Origin of the sequence: Methanosarcina sp., assembly GCF_049706645.1 — an archaeon.
GTDB lineage: Archaea > Halobacteriota > Methanosarcinia > Methanosarcinales > Methanosarcinaceae > Methanosarcina.
Window position 1 is genome coordinate 20,551 of the sequence record NZ_JBNAKP010000059.1, and the last position, 17,493, is coordinate 38,043.

Sequence of the window (17,493 nt, forward strand, 5' to 3'; positions counted from 1 at the left end):
CAATTTTCTCCTTTCCCAATATATATTAATTATGAAAAATACATATCACTATATGTTAAAATATAAATAATAATCTCGTAAATACATATATTTTTATCAGTAATTCACACTTAATCCAGGTAAAACATCCAGAGGATTTTATAAATGCAGTTGGATATATCAACACTTATATCAAATAGTTGGTTTTCCTTTTTTCTAGCACTAATAAGTATTTTGAGCTTTATAGGAATGTTCTATTTTTATTACAAATCAAAAAAAGAAAAACTTCCACTTTTTTGCATGAAAAGTACAAAAATCCTGGAAGATTTAAGTGAAAGATACGAACCGTTGCAAATAACCTATAAAGAAAAAAAAATAAAAAATTTAACTGTAACACAAGTAGGTTTCTGGAATTGTGGAAAAGAAACAATCAAAAAGAGTGATATTGCAACAAAAGATCCGTTATCTATCAAAACAAAAAATAATGCTCAAATACTTGACGTAAAAATAACAACATCTGAAAATAATCCAAACGGTTTTGAATACAACCTATCAACTGATTTATCTTGCCTTATTTATAATTTTGATTACATCGATAAAAATCAAGGAGCACTTATCCAGTTATTGCATACCGGAACATCAAGTAGTGATCTTGAATTAAAAGGTAGCATCATTGGTTTCGGAGAGCCCCGATACTTTTACAAAGATCCAATTTATCCAGATAACACTGTTCTTAACCGTATCCTCATTAAATTTACAACTAAAAAACAACGTCAATTTTTATATCATTTTTTTGAATTAAGATATCCTATGTTTATTTTTGCTCTTGGACTTTTCCTTTCATTGCTAGCTGTTTTATTCCCCCCGACAGCAGATGTTGTAAACGGGTGGATCATAATTGTAATACTTGCTATAGTTTTCTTATTTTTGGGGATCATTCTATTAAAAGATTGGTTTAGAGTACAAACTACTCAAATGCCAGTAGATTTAGATATTTATATGGAAGAAGCCGTTGGGAAATGATATTTTACAGGGGGTGACCGAAGGAGAGCCTCTGTAATCAAAAAACAGTAAGCACATAAGGTGTTTATACCTGCCATCCCCTGAAGACTTACCCCAATGAATTCTCATGCAATTATAATAAGTGACCCCGGAAACTTCCGTCATTTCCTATTTTGAGTATATAACCTACAATCGGCATCAGTAGACGTAGTATAATACATGCTATGCTTTTCTTCAGGTTTTTTTCTCTTAACGTTTACGGTAATCGGTCAAATCTCTGACACTCTTATAACCTAAGTTTGCCAGCATCCACTAATTGGTACTGAATATTTCCCTTCTTTTTGGTCCAACTGGACTTGACAATTCGTTTAAATTTATAAAAATTTATTATATATTCTATGTAATTCCATTCCTTTTTGCTACTAACAAGTTATTAATCCGATCAAAATTCGCAAAAATATAGTTTTTGATTCCATTTATCTTGAACTTGATTGTAAGTGTCAAATTCTTCAAGCTTTTTTTAATGAATTTTGTAGACGTGTGTTTTATCTCCTCAAATTCACATCGCATCAGCGATATGAATAATTGGGCGGTAAATCCTAGGATAATAGCTCCATAAATGCTATCCTCCGACCACACTCTTAACGGCTTAATATTAATTTCGTTTTTCAATGAATGGAATATTTTCTCAATCGAATCCTTTTTTCTGTATGTTATCAATGCATTCTCAAGTGTCAAATCCCTGTTTGATTTCAGACAAAAAAATCCTTCTCTTCCGTTAATCAGTGAAGCTTTCAGGAGTTCTATAGCTTCCTCGTCACTAAGCTCTTCGAGCTTAGTTCTAAAAGAGTAATCAATCTCAATCAGCTCATTATTTACTCTAAACTTCTTAGGAAGTTTTTCTTGTTTACTACAGCCTTCTGAATCTCTTTTGCTTCCTTTAATTTCCTCATAGCAGCTCTTGCTTTTGCTTCCAACTGTCTTTTCTGTAAAGATTCAGAGAAATAGAAATACTTAATGCTGCTAGGCTTAACGATTTTTATCCATATATACCTTTTTCGGAATCTATCAGTTCTGCTCTTTCCAGATCAAAATCCTCTATTATTTTATCGTGACTCGTATTCAGTTTCATGGCAGTGAGATAGTCCATCTCAGCATCCTGTATACTCTTGAGATTATCAGTGGTATTAGCTCCTTTATCAAAAATAATAAGAGAACCTTTTTTAAGTCTGCTTTTTACCTGGTTATATGTGTCAGAGAAGTGCTCCAGGTCAAGAACGTTTCCTCTATTCACTGTAACTCCAATAGGAATATTAATGGGTTAGCTAATTCACTAATTCCAACGGTTATCCGCAGCTTATCAGGCCTGTGATCTCTGCTATACCCGTATTTACCAAGGTTGGATTTAGTTCCGTTGAGGACTATACTCGTCCAATCCAGGTTTATATTCGTCTCTTCAAAATCGTATACAGAAAACAGAGAATCCAGAATACCAGAGAGAATTTCCTCTCTGTTACGTCCTAACAGTTCAAGAGTTCTGTAAAGAACTCTTTCATGAAACCTTTCAAGATTTAAGATGTCGAGAATCTCTTCTTGATTTAACCATTTACCAGCTTCTTTGATGCTAAAATTCTCAGTTAATTTGTAGCTTAACAAACCGATTACTAAACTATTGAGATCAAGCCCTTGCTTTTATGTTTGCTAAAAATATCGCAGAAATTAAGCTTTTCATAAAAGAGTTGAACGGCAAGAATAGATCCGATAGGAACACATATATTCTTGTTAGGAATTGTAGGGAATGCTTTCTGTTTTGTGATGTTCATTTGACCGAACTACACAAAACAGAGAGCACTTATTTTTATCTAACTGTCAAAGTCAGGTTATAAATGTTATATCAAAAATCGCCGACATTCAAGTGATGACGGGAATATATAATCTCTTCTAAGCGTATACCACAACTCCCATAATTTTAGTCTCCTGCACTCGTATTTTTATCATTGTACTAACCTTAACTCCGACTTTTTGTAGGGAATATATAGAGATCAATATTTTTTTCACAAGTTATTTCGGTCCATTTGATTGCGATTTTGATGAGAAGGTGAATGGAAAATATATTCCCCCTCGATAGGGGATATATTAAATGCGTGTTTTTCCATAATCAAGTCAACCGCATTTGAAAACAAATTAATTTTCCATAAATTGAAATATGTAGTTTTCGTAAGATTGAAGATTACACGAAAGCTTAGAAGAAATAGAAGAAAGAAATAATTCTATTTCTCTTTAGTTTTGGTCTACATAAAGTTTTAACTGTTCTAATTTAATTATTAAGTTTTTGAAAGCTATGTAAAGAATTTAGGAATCAATTTGTAGTACTTTTGGCATTAAGGCGCTTGCTATTGAAAATTGACTGTTTCTTGATAAGCTCTATTATATGTTCCCATAAAAATCGGAGTTAAGGTACTAATACATAAAAAAGATTGCTCAAGGCAATCTCTTTTACGTCAGATTTCTATGCAATTTTAACAAAACTTGTTTCTTCATTAATGTATTATTGGACTGGTATTTCTAAATGATAACATCCATTTTCTATAAGATATTTTTTTATTATACCATTTTTCTTCGCTATATCTAATTGCGTTTTAAACGCCCTGCTATCTGATATTGAGGATTGTGATATGTCAAGAACATTAAGTTTACTATACTGTGTTTCAGGCACACAGTGAAGGCTAACACGTTCTGGCCATATTTTATTAATTTTACTTACCATGTTTTCAATAATTTTAGTTCTTGTTAATTTTGCTGATTTACCTGCAATGTTAAACATCGATAATTTTATCCCCTGCAGGAGCATAAATTCCTTTTTGTGCTTCTGGACCAGTTCGTTCACAATTTGCATACATTATCTCTGCTTGTTTTTGGGGAGTTCTAATTGTACTGGTTATTTTTGCACTAGTTAAACCAGCATCTATTAGAATTTGTTTCATAACATTCAAGGTATATGGGCTAACAGCACTGGAATCCATACCGCTACTAAAAGTAATTATAGCACTAGGTTTTTGCTCTGTCACTGTTATAGGCACGGGGTATGTTTTCGTACTAGTACCTGCTTCATTGGTTGCTTTTAAGAAAACTGTATATTTTCCTGCTTTTTTGTAGGTATGTGTTACTTTCTTGGCTGTTGACTCAGATCCAGTTTCGTCTCCAAACCCCCACCATTTCCATAATGCTTCTTCTCCTGTGCTTTTGTCAGTAAATGTAACTTCAAGAGGTGCATCTCCAAAAGTTTTAGATACAGAAAAATCAGCAACAGGTTTTTGTGCAGCTTGAGCTGGTAAAACCATAGCATAAAGTAACATGAACAGTATCGATAGTGTAATTAATCTATTTTTTGTTTTAACTTTCAAGTTATATCAATCCTCTTTAGTTGGTAGGTTTACTCAAACATGAGAATTCATGAGTTTCTCAAAATTTGAATACCAAAAAATCAAAAATCTGAGATCATAATAAACTAAAAAACGTACATGATATTCTTTGAATAACATGCCCAAAAAATAAAAAGGGAGATAGTTTTCCCAATTGTCTAATATTTATACCTGGACAACATAGTAGTTACTAAAAGAAGTTATACTATGTGTGCCTATAAGTCCCATGCCGTTGCCGACATATGTTGGGTATCCTACCCAGTTCTGGTCCCATACCTTGATTCCGACTATTTTCCCATTTTTCACATTATATCCTCTAAATATCGCTGCATGTCCACTGTTGTAATGGCTCCCTGAGAATGTAGCTATCACTGTACCTGGCTTTACACCTCCAGATGAAACTTTTTGACCTCGTTTCCAACTACTGGCTGGTGTAGTACTTTTACTGAGGGTTTTTACTAAACTGACGCATTCGCCATACCTCTTACCTTCATAATCAGCTGCTTGTAATCCATATGCGTAGACTGGGGCTGATACCCATATAGACTTTTGATAGGGAACATAAAGATTTTTGGTTGATTGGGAAACCAACAATTCACCTGAATTATAAGATTTCCACGTTCCTTCTGTTTGCAAGGCATTCAAGTTTGTAGGTGTTATCTTTAGATCGGTTGCAGCTTCAGCTGGTACAATGACTATACAAAATGTTAATAACACCATTAGTACAATTAGTCCATTCTTTATTTTATATTTCAAATTACCATCTTCTTTAATATAATAACTGTCTTTTTGCTGGTTGGCAGACAGTGTGCCGAAAGTTCTGTAAATTCTAAGTTAAATTTTTCTTTACGGTATGAAAGTAGGTTCTTCTGAAATGTTTCTGTATCAACGAATCTACTTCTTGTAGAAATTTATATATACATCTCCTTTAGGAACATCCCCTCCACCTACGTTGTAGAAAGGACCATAGCTTTTTACCAGCTTTGAACCTTTTACTCCCGGGTGAACAGTGGGTTTATTAGCATACGTTGAGATATAAAACCATTTTACTTTACTATCTGAAATCTTAGAATCAACCGAGGGAAAATTTTCGAAATAATGGTAAGGTTTCAGTATATTATCAATATACGTATTACCAGGGCTAGCTGTTCTCACATTTGAGTTGCGTGTACTAACCAACTGAATACCAGCTCTTGCCTTAAGAAGTTCACAGGTCTTCGTCTGATCCCACTTACTTGGTTTGTAGAGGTTATTTTGTGTCGGATAGATGCTAGATGTTTCTCCCCAAGATACTGTACTTACTGTCCCTTTATTTTTTATTGTAGGGCACACTGTTATATACTGGAAATCTGATGTATCACTACCAGCCGTATTGGTTACTTTTAAGAAAACTTTGTATGTTCCTGCTTTTTTATAGGTATGCTCTATTGTGTTGGCTGTTGAATTAGATCCAGTTCCATCTCCAAAACCCCACCATTTCCATAATGCCTTTCCTCCTGTACTTTTGTCAGTAAATTTAACTGTAAGAGGTGCATTTCCCGAAGTTTTAGATACAGAAAGATCAGCAACAGGTTTTTGTGTAGCTTGAGCTGGCAAAACTACTACACAAAATAAAAAAGACAACATTACTAGCATAATGAGTCCATTCTTTGTTTTAGCATTCACCTTACCAATCCTCTTTACTTAGTAAATTAAAAGTTAATCCACATCCCGCAGGTAATCCTGCTTTTTACTTGGCTTGTTGAAGGTCTTCAACTCACTGTTATTCCTCTTAAACTTCCGTTTTCCCCATCTCAAAAAGTTGCTGTTTTTCTTCTGGTTCTCCTGTTTTTAGAAGGAGAAGGAGCACCACAAGATCAGGAGAAAATAGTTTTTCCTTCCTTTATCCAAGTAATGTCCCAAGGTGAACAAACTCTCTTCAAGGAGTCTGTTATCAAGTGAATATTAAAGCTATAGGTTACGCTCTGGAAGGAGCTTTCCAATATGTGAGTTCATAATGTGCAGTGTCCTTATCCAAAGCTGCTAGGGTACAAGACCCAACTATACCATCCTTAACTAAACCATGGTCAGCCTGAAACTTTTTTACTGCCTTCTCTGTTTCCGAGCCAAAATATCCATCTGCTTTATATTTTGGTAGAGAATACCCTGAAACTATTAGAGCTCGCTGGAGTAGCGCCACTGCTTGACCTTGACTTCCTTTCTTAAGAAGAGCGTCACCTTGGCAAACTTTTTTTAGAATTGGTTGGTTTTTAAGCGTATGCGATGTTAATTTGCAGGAGCAGGCACTTGCTGACATTGTTGTGATAGACACTAAGAAGCAAACTACCAGCAAAATAGCTATTGTCTTTTTGGTTTGTCCTTTCATATTTCTTCACTTCTTATTTCTCAATCTAATTATTTACTTTGACTAAAATATTCCACTATTGAACTACGCAATGCTAATGCAGCACTATTTTGATATTCTGGACACTTAGTTAATTATAGGATACATTTTTACTATTTATGGCCAACATTAACTCTTCAGTAACATCAAACTTAGCGAGACTTTGATAATTATCCATAGTTAAAACTAGGTCAGAATCGATACACAGAGCCCTTGTTAAAAAAATAGATGTTCGTATATTGTTCTCCCTTTAAAAATTCTAAATCGAAATTAATTTTTTAAAGGAAAGTGTTTTAAACTTTAAGTACTATAAACGAAGATTGACTACGTTATACGACGAAGATCTATTCTTTGTCCAAGAGTCTTTAGGTTGGCATCGGGTCCGGCAACCTGGTGCCACTAAACTCCTTAAGTTTACTTTTCTATTTTTTAAATCACCCCTAAAAGTCTCTAAAATCTTTTTTGTGAAATAACTATATAGAGTCTTCGGTCTTAAAAGAAGAAAGTAGATTAACTGTGATGGTTTTTTCATTATATAATTAGCTTCTATTGTCATTTCAGGAAAACAATAATTATAAATAGCAAAATATGACCTTCCAACCCAAAAGATTAAATAATATTTTGAGACTTGATAAAAATTGTGCAATTAGATGCATTAAATTTCAAAATGTTACTATAACATTCAGTTTTCCAAATCTTTAACTTTAAGCAAACCTTAACTTGCTGTTGTACCCTTGATAAAAGTTATAATATTTTTTCGTTTAGTTGTTTAAGTTCTGAATTAAATGATTTTTTTGAAAAACGATGCCCTTGCAGATCAGAATAATATGATAAGCAGAACCAGTTTATGCTTTTGGAAAGACGAACTGGCAGGATTTTTTACTCTGGTGGCAGATACGATTGAGGCTAAAGCCGTAATAGACGGACTCGAGCACTATGAGTATCGCAAATACCCGGGAGTTAAAATTGCAAGATTGGCAGTAGATTCCAAATTTGAAAGAAGAGGAATAGGTACATACCTGTTGCTGGCCGCAATAGGTAAAACATTATCGGTTTGTGAAAGCATAAGATGCAGGTGTATCCTTGTAGACTCGAAAAATAATTCAATTTGTTTCTATGAAAATATGGGTTTAAACTTGTGGAAAAATATAAAAACCGGGATTTCCTTCCAATGTATCTCAATATGCAACCGATAGTTGCTGAGATGAATCGTCAGAAAGACGAATAACTAAACTTCAGGTATTTTCAATATCCAAGAAATATCAACTACTTAGGGGAAATTCCATAAACTGTTCTTCCGAAAAATCCCTTACATATCTGGCTTTTGAGGCATCTTACAACTTCACGTGCTGACAGGACGGGAAGTTTTGTCATGGGAAACCTCAATTGTCGTGGTAAGGATAGAGCCTGTTGCAGGGATTTGAACATTTTCATCTTCAAGGTAGAGTTCTACAGCCTCTTTGAGATTATCAATAGCTTCCTCGATGGTTTCTCCCTGGCTTGCAACGTCAAGTTCCGGGCACCAGGAGACGTACCATTTTTCTTCTTTGTGGATTACGGCTGAAAACTTATAGGTCTCTTCCATGTGTGAAAAATAGGTTGTATGCGCTATTAAAGATTTGGCTTTTTGCTATCCTGCATGGGTTGGAAATAATCGCTCAGTTAGAAAGTTGGCTGACAAGAATGGGAACTATCTAGCTTGAATGTGATTTTCTACAATAAATGGGTTCTATATTTTAAATCTGCTACTAAATATAGGAAATAGATGCAAAATTCTCACTCAAAACAGAGAAAAGCCATTGTTGCGGTTCAAAATAGCCCCATGACCTTTACACCCGAAAACGTAAGTATTCATATATATCAATCAGTTATTAATCAATAACTTTTCATTATGTAATAATAACTAAAAAACAAAATATCACAGTTTGTTGTAAATTCACTGGGGCAAAGAAATGGCAGAAGCAGTAAGTTCTAATAAGGCAAAACCTTCCCCAACTCTTAATACAATTCTTATGGTCGAAGATACTCTGAAAAACAGCCCGGACAGCGTGGTAACAGTTGCAGAACTGAAGAAAATGCTGCCAAGGCAGGTAAGCTTATCCTCTTTTGTACTTTATCTTGATGAAAAAAGCCTAAAGATAGAGAAATAGCAACATCTTAGAATTAAGGTTGCTTCCAGACCTCAATAAAAATCCAGTATCTTTTTGTCCGATCGACACAAAAAGAGAAAGCTGATTTTATTCAGCTCTGAAAACAGATTTTTACCTTCCGATTTTCACCTTATTATTTCTCTCTCGCACCCTGTGCAAATTACATCTGCCATAGTCCTGGGGTGCTTAATACAAAGTCCTCCGTATTTGCATTGAACTATTAATTTTATTCCATCATTTACCAGATTGCTTTTATCTCTTTTTCTTTTTATCATCATTTCCTCGATACTAACTCGTTAATCTACTCTGCCGACTTATTAAGTTACTCATATTTTTTTATTATTTCACATTTTAACTTTTTAACCCATATTTTTCTACATTTCGATTTTTCGACTTATTGAAGACTTTTTCAATTTATCTGTCCTATCTTTTCTAACATGAAAAAAATTTTTATACTCAAACAGACTAAATTTGTTATCTACAGTCTCTATATTCTTTCCCTGCTCGGAGGGTAGTTTACGGCTAATAAGACTCTACCATAATTTTTCGGTCAAGCTTTCTTTTTAAGAATGGTTGGGAGGTTAGTTTATGGTCAATGAAAACCCTGTTTTGCCGCGTCAGATTGGAACTGATGGATCCGCAGTTACTTCGCTTCCTTTCGGGCTTACGGTTTCAGGCATCCTTTTTGCTGTGCTTTTACTTCTCTCTTCCGTTTATCTTTATGATTTTCTGGACGGGGCAAAGGAAAAGGCAGCTCTGGATGAGATCTCAAGGCTTACGGCTGCTGCCGAGCAGCTCTCAATGCGCGGGGAAGGGAGTGAAATTTCCCTGGAACTCAGGCTACCTGAAGGCGTGAGCGTGGATTTCGGGGCTCTCCCCGGGAGGCAGGACAAATGGCCTGAGGATGCGAACGATTACTGCGTCCGCACAGGAGAAAAGTCCACTTTCTATTATTCGGACGCCTCCTTCTCAAATTCTGAGCTCGAAGGGCCCGTATCTCTTGTTTCAGGCAGACACCGGCTCCTTCTCTCAACAGAGCTCGAACCGAAGTCAGGAAGGCTTTTCGTGCTTATTTCCGAAAAAGACGCTCTTAAGAACATCTGACACTCAGGAGATGATCTGCTGTGAGGGATTTTGCTCGCGATAACTCGGCATGGGCCGATTTTCTGATCTCAAAGGCGGCTCTCATTCTTGCAAGCGTTATCCTTTTTGCGGCACTCTTTCACCTGGCTGCCGGCTTTAAGGAGCTTGAGGTTCAGGAACAACTGGATTTTCTGGCCCAGGACTTTAAGACCACCGTAGATAGGGTCGGATCAGGTCACTCAGAACCAGGTAACCCAGGATTAGATAATTCAGGGTCAGGTAATTCGGAATCAGGTACTTCTGGATCAGATAATCTCCGATCAGACAATCCCCAGGCTGGAGTTCAACAGGGGTTTCAAGGTGAGTTTCAGGATGAATTTCAGAAGGAATCTCAGGATGAATTTCGAGAGTCTTTCTATTGTTTTGAAGAAAATGAAGTTTTCAGGGACTCACCTTTTGCGGGAGATCTAAAAGTACGGGTTTCGGGAGAATACATCTGTCTGGAAGCCGGATACGGGGAACGGAACTTCAGGGCTGTAAGGCCCTTTACATTCAGGGTTTTGCCTTTTAACGAATCTGTTCTGCATGAAAAACTCAATGCGGAGTTTGGAGCCTGGGGAAATGAGGAAGCTCCCCTTAAAGCCGGTTACTCTGAAATCAAAGTTTTCCTCCAGGCGCTGGGGACAGAAGAAGCATTCCTGAACCCTAATGAGAATATCTCATTAAAGAAAAAATTTATTTATGTAAAGGATGGGGAGGGAGTCTCTGCTTTTAGCTGCGTCCTTGTTTATCAGTGATTTGCTTGAAGATCTGCTCGAAGAGCTGCCCAAAAATCTGTTCACAGCTGTAGGTCGGCTCAAAGCTGCCATAAAACCTGAAAAACAAACGTTCGTGTCAATGTTCAGGGATGAAAAGGGAGTGATTGAACCTCACGCCGATCTGCTCTCCGTAGCTCTTGCAGTCATAGGTTTTATGGTTTTTGCAGCCCTGATGTCGCAGACCTACTTCGGATACGAAGACCGTTCGTTTGCCCTGGAAAATTACGAGAGTGCTTCCCTTCTTGCCGAAAGCCTGGCAGACGATCCTATTCTGATGGCGGAAAGCTCAGGCCTACTTTCGGCAGTGGCCCTTGACACCGTTTCGGGCCCGGAAGGCGTTAGTGAAAGAGCAAGACTTTTTGCAGCTTTTTCCGGGAATTACCGATTTCTGGTAGAAATCCGAACAGGGGACGGCCAGTGGCACTGGCGGATCGCGCCGGATCATGCTGAGCCTGAAGCTTTCGCCGACGGCCAGGAAAAAGTTGCAGCTTCTGTACCCGTTGTCATTGAATTGAATCCTGCCGAATCGGTTCCGGGAATCCTTACTGTAGTGATCTATAAGACTGCATGGATATGAGAAATAGAGTAATAAGCTGCATAAAACTGCATGGTGAGAGAGCTTGTATGAAAAGGAGAAAAGCCGGAGAAACCATAAACTGGAACATAAAATTCGGGATCGGGGGAAAAGATAGATGAGCCCTTTAAGATTTCCTGAAATTCCGGGAAAGCCCCGAAGGAAAAAAGATAGGCTGGCTGCAGAGTGCTCAGGCTATTCCACGGTTTTTGATGCCCTCTTTTTGCTTGTTTTGATTTCGCTTGCAGGTGTCGTGTTAATGCCTTCCATGCAGGCAGAAAATCAGTATTATGCAGCCGGGTATACCACTTCTTCGAAGCTTGATATTTATCTGCTTGAATCGATGCTTTCCTGTAAACTTGAAGATTTCGAATACGAAATCTCCCCTCTTGAGGTTCTTAATGTTTCAATACCTCAAAATTCGGTTGTGGAAAATTCTTCTCATGCCCTTTTCGGGAAAGAGCAGAAGCACAGGACTTTTGCTGACCTGGTCGCGGAATATCTTGCCCTTTCCCTGGAGATCTCAAAGAATGGCTCAAACAATGGCTCAACTGATGAGTCGAATAGTGATTCTTCGGTTATTCTAAATCCTCTTGCTGCAGACTATTCTTCCGGGGATGCGGAGGCTATCTCTGCGTATCTGGATCAAAAGGCCGCAGGAAGATTCTGCTACAGGTTTGAAGCGTACTGGCGCCCTGTAGGAGCCTTCCCTCTTCAAAGCGAACTTATTATCGGGGAAGAGCCACCCACAAATGCAATCCGGCAAAGTACAAAGCTTTCCATGCCCTTTTATGCCAGCACTCCTTCCAAAGCTGCTCTGCTTGCCAGTATTAACGACTCCGTGCTTGAAATTTCCCTTAACTCTTCAGATGAAGAAGCCGGCAAGCTGCTCTTTGAGGCTTTTAATGATTCGCTTGACGCGGCAGCCCTGGAAGGGGCAGAGGCACTTATCGGACTGATTTTCCCCTCGGATTATTTCGGATCGGTTTTTGGGGAGGAGTCTGAGGAATCTTTCCAGACCCTGCTCTATGGAGTTTCCGAAACCCCTGTAGAGGGAAGGTCAGGAGAAGAAGTTTTTGTGACACACTTTTCGGGTCTACTTAAAGCCGGATTCCCGGTTGATTCCGGGGCTTTCCCTGAAAACATATCAACCGCTGATTTCCCTTTGCTTGAAGACCTTATGACAGTGTATATAAGAAATGAAATCAGGGCCGAACTTGAACAGGAATTCTCAGGTGAGATCAACGAAACGGTTTATTCCATCCTTGAAGCTGAAAATCTCCCGGAAGCTCGGACCCTTCGAGATGAATATCTCGAATCCGTCTATCGGCAGATAAATCCGGGCGGGGCGCGAATAGTTTTGAGCTTCTGGAACTCTGCTTCCTGAACGTGGAAAAAAATATGTGTTCTTTATCTTGGCTGGTCTTATCAAGCTCTGCAAATTTAATAAGTTTGAGAAATTCGGTATCATAAAAAAACTAAAATTAATATAAAGCCTTGTTTATAAATAAAAAGGTATTCTTTTTTATTTAAATAGTTCCTTTTGTAGAGAAAAGTATTATGTAATTTTACTTTTTAACTGTGTTTCATTCTAAACTCAATATTAATTGCTGAGGGTTTAAATGAAAGAAATGAAACATGATAAAAAACGAAAATGTTATACTCTCATTAGAGTTTTAGGAATAACGGCGCTGGCGTTATTAATGCTGGTGAGTATTACAGGCGCAGAGCCGTTTGCGTATATTACGAACTACCAAAGCGACACTGTGTCTATAATTGACACAGACACCGGCACTGTTACAGCCACGGTACCTGTAAGAGACGAGCCTCTTGGAGTTGCAGTCACGCCGGATGAAAAAAAAGTATATGTTACGCATAGTTGGAGTTTGAACATTGTTTCTGTAATTGACACAGAAACAGACAGGGTTATAGCTACAGTCAATGTAGGAGACGATCCTTGGGGAGTTGCAGTCTCTCCGGACGGAACGAAGGTATATGTAGCGAATCGAAACAGCAACAGTATCTCTGTAATTGACACAATAACAAGCAAAGTTACAACCAATATATACGTAGGAAAATGGCCTCAGGGAGTTGCAGTCACACCAGATGGAGCACATGTATATGTGATTAACTTCGGCAGCGATACTGTCTCTATAATTAACACATCCTCAAATACAGTTGCAACCAACGTGAAAGTAGGCAGCCATCCTCAGGGAGTTGCAGTCACTCCTAATGGAGAAAATGTGTTTGTAACGAACTCCAATAGCAACAGTGTCTCTGTCATTGACACGACTACAAACACTGTTACAACCACTGTGTCTGTGGGAGACTGGCCTTCTGGAGTTGCAGTCAGCCCTGATGGAAAAAAAGCATACATAGCGAATCGAAACAGCAACAATGTCTCTGTAATTGACACAGCCACAAATAAGGTTATAATCGATGTATTTGTAGGAGATGGTCCTTGGGGAGTTACAGTCACACCAAACGGATCACAGGTATATGTGGCAAACCAGTTCAGTAATACTATCTCTGTAATTGACACCGCAACAAATACCGTAACAGGCACAGTGAATGTGGGAAGTGAGCCTATCGCCTTCGGGCTGTTTATGGGTACATTAAGCGATGCTTCTAATCAGAATACAAAGACCATCGATGCAAACACTCGAAATTCTCCTCTCACGGCACCCAGTGGATTCAATTATTTGATTCTGGCAGCAATGACTTTATTGTATTTATGGAATAAGTCAGTTTAAACTAGTACTACAACAGATATCTACTTCGTACGATGGAGGTTGACAATAAGAATATTTATGGTTCTTGTATCTTACCAGATACTCCACCATGACTTTTTATTTTTTCCGTATTTCTGGAAGAAGCTTAACATTTAGCCGCTACAGGCGTATAAATCCTAGAGGAGCGCGAATAGTTTTGAGCTTCTGGAACTCTGCTTCCTAAAGACGAAAAATATTTTTTCTCAGAGGCTTTCCAGCCTGAAAGGAAGCCCGATACCTCCTTTTCCCAACACAAAGTATATATGTTATGGTGCGTTCTCTAGTGATGTTTTTACCGAAAAACTCACGCTTTTGCAGGAATTCCTGAAAAGCCACGCAGCAGTTTGCTGTGGCGGATTAAAAATCTCCCGATCGATGTGTTGGTCCGTTATAGTCGGTAAAGATATAACTTCAGCCCGAAGAACTCTCTTCAGGCATCGATCAATTGATATCAGGAGAAATATTATGGCAAAAATGCATACCAAAAGAAAAGGCAAGTCCGCTTCCACCAGGCCAAACAGAACCGAGCCGCCTGAGTGGTGCAAGATCAGCGCAGAAGAAGTTACTTCAATCACCCTTGACCTCTGGAAACAGGGTGTCTCCACCGCCGAAATCGGAATGGTTTTAAGGGACCGTTATGGAGTTCCTGACGCCAAGCTTATTACAGGCAAGAAGATCACAGCCATTATTAAGGAGAACAACGTTGCTCCGAACGTCCCGGAAGACCTCACCAATCTGATTGTGAAGGCTCTGAGGCTCAGGAAGCACCTTTCCATTAACAAGAAAGATGTCCACAACAAGCGTTCCCTTAACCTGACCGAATCCAAAATCAGAAGGCTTGTTAAGTACTACCATCAGGAAAAGGTACTTCCGAGAGATTGGTTCTACAAGCCTGAAACTGCAGAAATGATGATTACCAGGTAAAAACCTGGATAAATCTTTTTTCTGTCGGCTTTGCCCCCTCTGGCAAGCCGCACCGTTATTTTTTAAAATCGCCGGGTTTACTCTTTTTCTTTTCTGTCTACTTTTGAAACTGCGGTTTATTCCTTCTCTTATCCCCTTCTCTACGTTGATTCTTCCTTACTTTCTCTCTTATTCTTCTGTTTACATTGTTCCTCTCTCATTGATCCTTCTCGTCACTGATCCTCTTGTCACTGATCCTTCTCGTCATTGATCCTCTTGTCATTTATCCTCTAGTCATTGAAGGAATTGCAGATTTACCCCCGGCTTTTACAGGTTATGTGCGAATGCCACTTCAGGAGTGCCTGGAACCACGCACCGCATACCTGCAATCTCCCCTATAACTACGGGCAGACCATAAACATCCTCGATAACCTGAGGTGTAATTACCTCGGCTCCTCCGTGAGCATGAACTCTACCTCCCTTCAGGAAAATAAATCGGTCTGCATACCTGAGGGCCTGGTTGAGGTCATGCATGGTCATTATGGCAGCAATCCCGTGCTCAAGGACAATTTGCCTGATAATTGCAAGGATCTCAACCTGATTTTTCAGGTCAAGGCTGCTTGTAGGTTCGTCAAGAAGGAGGACTTTTGGCTCCTGTACAAGTGAACGTGCGATTGCGACCTTCTGGAGTTCACCTCCGCTCATCTCATCGATATATGACATGCGAAGTTTTTCCATGGAAAGTAACCTGAAAACCGAATCGACTATCCGAAGGTCTTTTTCGGTAACATCCCATTTGATGTGGGGCCGCCTTCCCAAAAGGACCGCATCAAAAGCGGTCAGCCGTCCGGTTTCCACCCTCTGCGGAACATATCCGATAAGGCGTGCAATTTCCATTGTTCTGAGATCGAAAAGGTTGTTACCGTCAAGATGGACTGCTCCTCCTTTGGGGCGGAGAATCCTGTTAAGGCATTTCAAAAGCGTAGTCTTGCCAACCCCATTGGGCCCAAGAATTGCTACAACTTCTCCTTCGTCGATGGAAAAGGCGATTTCATTGAGAATTTTACGGTTGCGATACAGAAAATTAAGTTCTTCTACAGATAGAATCATCGTTTGTACCCCCTGAGAAGTAAGTATATGAAAGTAGGTGCTCCCATGAAAGCAGTTAGGACAGATACGGGAAGCACATATGGCGATATTATAAGCCTTGCAGCGGTGTCTGATGCCAGAAGCAGGATTCCTCCAAACAGGATAGAACCAGGTATCAGGTATCGCTGATCGTCCCCTATGACTCTTCTGACCATGTGAGGGCAGACCAGCCCTACAAACCCTATAATCCCAAGAAATGAGACAATCACTGCAGAGACAAGGGCTGAGATCACCATGCCTACTAACCTTGTGCTTTCCACATTGACACCCAGGCCCTTTGCAGTCTCATCTCCGGCATCTATGGCATTGTAATTCCAGCAGTTGGCTATGAAGAATATGACTGCAAGCAGCACAATGCCTGTCATTATTTCAAGTTCCAGCCAGTTAATTCTCCCTACATCTCCAAAAGTCCAGAAGACGACTGCTGCAAGCTGGGTATCGTCAGCAAAATACTGGAGAAACATCGTGCCAGCGGTAAAGAGAGATGAAAGCGCAACTCCCGCAAGCACCATTATCTCCGGTGAAGTCCCCCTTATCCGTGAGATTAGCAAGATTACTCCGGTTGCAAGGAGGCAAAAGAGGAAAGCTACCATTGTTGTCAGGTAAGGGTTGTTAATTATTACGGCGTCCGCGACTGTGGACTGCACTTTTCCTGTTCCGAGAACGACCACAGAAACTGCAGCTCCGAAAGCGCCTGCGTTTGAAATTCCAAGCGTAAACGGAGACGCGATCGGATTACGCAGAATAGACTGCATCACAACCCCCGCGACTGAAAGTCCGGCTCCTGCAACTATTGCAGCCAGAGCTTGAGGGAGCCGGATATTCCAGACTATTAAATCCCATTTTGCAGAAACGCTGTGTCCCATTATGGTTTGCAGCACTTCGTAAGGCGGTATTGTTACCGCTCCTACCGAGATCGAGTATATAAGCAATATAAAGAGGAGCAGGAGCCCCCCCATTATCCAGAAGTACTTTCTTCGTACGTACACGAGATAGTCTTCAGGAACTGCTCCATTGGCGAAATGCACCTGTTTATACCCTCCATTTTATTGAGGAATTTGTTTAAATCCCAGATTACTGTACTGTCCGTTAAGGTCCGAGAATATGGGTTTGCCAACAAAGAAAGTATATATCTCGTCAGCTTTTGCTTCCGGATCGACGTCTTCAAACCTGTCCGGATAGAGCACTTTTCCTGCAAAATAAGCGTTCGCAAGCACGGACTCATAATTGGTGCTGTAGAAGTTGTAGGGGATTACTCC

Annotated in this window: 18 protein-coding genes and 2 pseudogenes; 9 read left to right on the forward strand and 11 right to left on the reverse strand. The window is 39.3% G+C overall.

Annotation, left to right across the window (positions count from 1 at the left end; all coding sequences use genetic code 11):
- The first annotated feature begins 144 nt into the window (after positions 1 to 144).
- Positions 145 to 1,002 (forward strand): hypothetical protein, encoded by an 858-nt coding sequence (locus ACPK8D_RS16070; RefSeq protein ID WP_424718863.1) that lies wholly within the window; start codon positions 145 to 147, stop codon positions 1,000 to 1,002.
- A gap of 375 nt (positions 1,003 to 1,377) precedes the next feature.
- Here ACPK8D_RS16070 and ACPK8D_RS16075 read toward each other — a convergent pair.
- From ACPK8D_RS16075 to ACPK8D_RS16100, 6 genes and pseudogenes are all read right to left on the reverse strand, one after another.
- Positions 1,378 to 2,804: pseudogene (locus ACPK8D_RS16075) on the reverse strand (IS1634 family transposase).
- Positions 2,805 to 3,529: 725 nt separating this feature from the next.
- A complete protein-coding gene (locus ACPK8D_RS16080) occupies positions 3,530 to 3,805 on the reverse strand; it encodes a hypothetical protein (RefSeq protein ID WP_424718864.1) in 276 nt (91 codons plus the stop codon).
- Positions 3,798 to 4,385, reverse strand: a complete 588-nt coding sequence (locus tag ACPK8D_RS16085; RefSeq protein WP_424718865.1) for a PKD domain-containing protein — start codon at positions 4,383 to 4,385, stop codon at positions 3,798 to 3,800. Before ACPK8D_RS16085 ends, ACPK8D_RS16080 begins: the two co-directional genes overlap by 8 nt.
- Before the next feature lie 183 nt (positions 4,386 to 4,568).
- Positions 4,569 to 5,159, reverse strand: coding sequence for a BPSL0067 family protein (locus ACPK8D_RS16090; protein WP_424718866.1), 591 nt, complete (start codon positions 5,157 to 5,159; stop codon positions 4,569 to 4,571).
- A 138-nt stretch (positions 5,160 to 5,297) separates the two neighbouring features.
- Positions 5,298 to 6,068: a PKD domain-containing protein gene (locus ACPK8D_RS16095; protein ID WP_424718867.1), complete on the reverse strand. Its 771-nt coding sequence runs from the start codon at positions 6,066 to 6,068 to the stop codon at positions 5,298 to 5,300.
- Positions 6,069 to 6,360: 292 nt separating this feature from the next.
- On the reverse strand, positions 6,361 to 6,768 hold the full coding sequence (locus ACPK8D_RS16100; RefSeq protein WP_424718868.1) for a peptidoglycan-binding domain-containing protein: 408 nt from the start codon (positions 6,766 to 6,768) through the stop codon (positions 6,361 to 6,363).
- A gap of 812 nt (positions 6,769 to 7,580) precedes the next feature.
- Between ACPK8D_RS16100 and ACPK8D_RS16105 the strand changes: the two genes are divergently transcribed.
- Positions 7,581 to 7,982, forward strand: coding sequence for a GNAT family N-acetyltransferase (locus ACPK8D_RS16105; protein ID WP_424718869.1), 402 nt, complete (start codon positions 7,581 to 7,583; stop codon positions 7,980 to 7,982).
- Between the two features lie 146 nt (positions 7,983 to 8,128).
- Here the strand turns inward: ACPK8D_RS16105 and ACPK8D_RS16110 are convergent, their stop codons facing one another.
- Complete coding sequence (locus tag ACPK8D_RS16110) at positions 8,129 to 8,371, reverse strand: type II toxin-antitoxin system HicB family antitoxin (protein WP_424718870.1); 243 nt, start codon at positions 8,369 to 8,371, stop codon at positions 8,129 to 8,131.
- Between the two features lie 367 nt (positions 8,372 to 8,738).
- Here ACPK8D_RS16110 and ACPK8D_RS16115 point away from each other — a divergent pair, with 367 nt between their 5' ends.
- On the forward strand, positions 8,739 to 8,936 hold the full coding sequence (locus ACPK8D_RS16115) for a hypothetical protein (protein ID WP_424718871.1): 198 nt from the start codon (positions 8,739 to 8,741) through the stop codon (positions 8,934 to 8,936).
- A gap of 125 nt (positions 8,937 to 9,061) precedes the next feature.
- Here the strand turns inward: ACPK8D_RS16115 and ACPK8D_RS16120 are convergent, their stop codons facing one another.
- Complete coding sequence (locus ACPK8D_RS16120) at positions 9,062 to 9,211, reverse strand: hypothetical protein (protein ID WP_424718872.1); 150 nt, start codon at positions 9,209 to 9,211, stop codon at positions 9,062 to 9,064.
- Between the two features lie 313 nt (positions 9,212 to 9,524).
- On the opposite strand from ACPK8D_RS16120, the gene ACPK8D_RS16125 reads away from it, so the two are divergent.
- From ACPK8D_RS16125 to ACPK8D_RS16150, 6 genes are all read left to right on the forward strand, one after another.
- Positions 9,525 to 10,040 carry a hypothetical protein gene (locus ACPK8D_RS16125; RefSeq protein ID WP_424718873.1) on the forward strand — a complete coding sequence of 172 codons (516 nt, stop codon included), beginning with the start codon at positions 9,525 to 9,527 and terminating at the stop codon, positions 10,038 to 10,040.
- A gap of 20 nt (positions 10,041 to 10,060) precedes the next feature.
- On the forward strand, positions 10,061 to 10,816 hold the full coding sequence (locus ACPK8D_RS16130) for a hypothetical protein (RefSeq protein WP_424718874.1): 756 nt from the start codon (positions 10,061 to 10,063) through the stop codon (positions 10,814 to 10,816).
- On the forward strand, positions 10,803 to 11,414 hold the full coding sequence (locus tag ACPK8D_RS16135) for a hypothetical protein (protein WP_424718875.1): 612 nt from the start codon (positions 10,803 to 10,805) through the stop codon (positions 11,412 to 11,414). The genes ACPK8D_RS16130 and ACPK8D_RS16135 overlap by 14 nt, the downstream gene beginning before the upstream one ends.
- A 115-nt stretch (positions 11,415 to 11,529) precedes the next feature.
- Positions 11,530 to 12,798 (forward strand): hypothetical protein, encoded by a 1,269-nt coding sequence (locus ACPK8D_RS16140; RefSeq protein WP_424718876.1) that lies wholly within the window; start codon positions 11,530 to 11,532, stop codon positions 12,796 to 12,798.
- Positions 12,799 to 13,033: 235 nt separating this feature from the next.
- The gene (locus tag ACPK8D_RS16145) at positions 13,034 to 14,164 is read left to right on the forward strand and encodes a beta-propeller fold lactonase family protein (protein WP_424718877.1); all 1,131 of its coding nucleotides are present in this window, start codon (positions 13,034 to 13,036) and stop codon (positions 14,162 to 14,164) included.
- A 483-nt stretch (positions 14,165 to 14,647) separates the two neighbouring features.
- Positions 14,648 to 15,106 carry a 30S ribosomal protein S15 gene (locus tag ACPK8D_RS16150; protein WP_424718878.1) on the forward strand — a complete coding sequence of 153 codons (459 nt, stop codon included), beginning with the start codon at positions 14,648 to 14,650 and terminating at the stop codon, positions 15,104 to 15,106.
- A 306-nt stretch (positions 15,107 to 15,412) separates the two neighbouring features.
- Here ACPK8D_RS16150 and ACPK8D_RS16155 read toward each other — a convergent pair whose 3' ends face one another.
- The 3 genes and pseudogenes from ACPK8D_RS16155 to ACPK8D_RS16165 all read right to left on the reverse strand — a co-directional run.
- Positions 15,413 to 16,195: an ABC transporter ATP-binding protein gene (locus ACPK8D_RS16155; protein ID WP_424718879.1), complete on the reverse strand. Its 783-nt coding sequence runs from the start codon at positions 16,193 to 16,195 to the stop codon at positions 15,413 to 15,415.
- Positions 16,192 to 17,262, reverse strand: coding sequence for a FecCD family ABC transporter permease (locus ACPK8D_RS16160; RefSeq protein ID WP_424718880.1), 1,071 nt, complete (start codon positions 17,260 to 17,262; stop codon positions 16,192 to 16,194). Before ACPK8D_RS16160 ends, ACPK8D_RS16155 begins: the two co-directional genes overlap by 4 nt.
- A gap of 18 nt (positions 17,263 to 17,280) precedes the next feature.
- Positions 17,281 to 17,493 (reverse strand): annotated as a pseudogene (locus ACPK8D_RS16165) (iron ABC transporter substrate-binding protein); the annotation flags it as partial.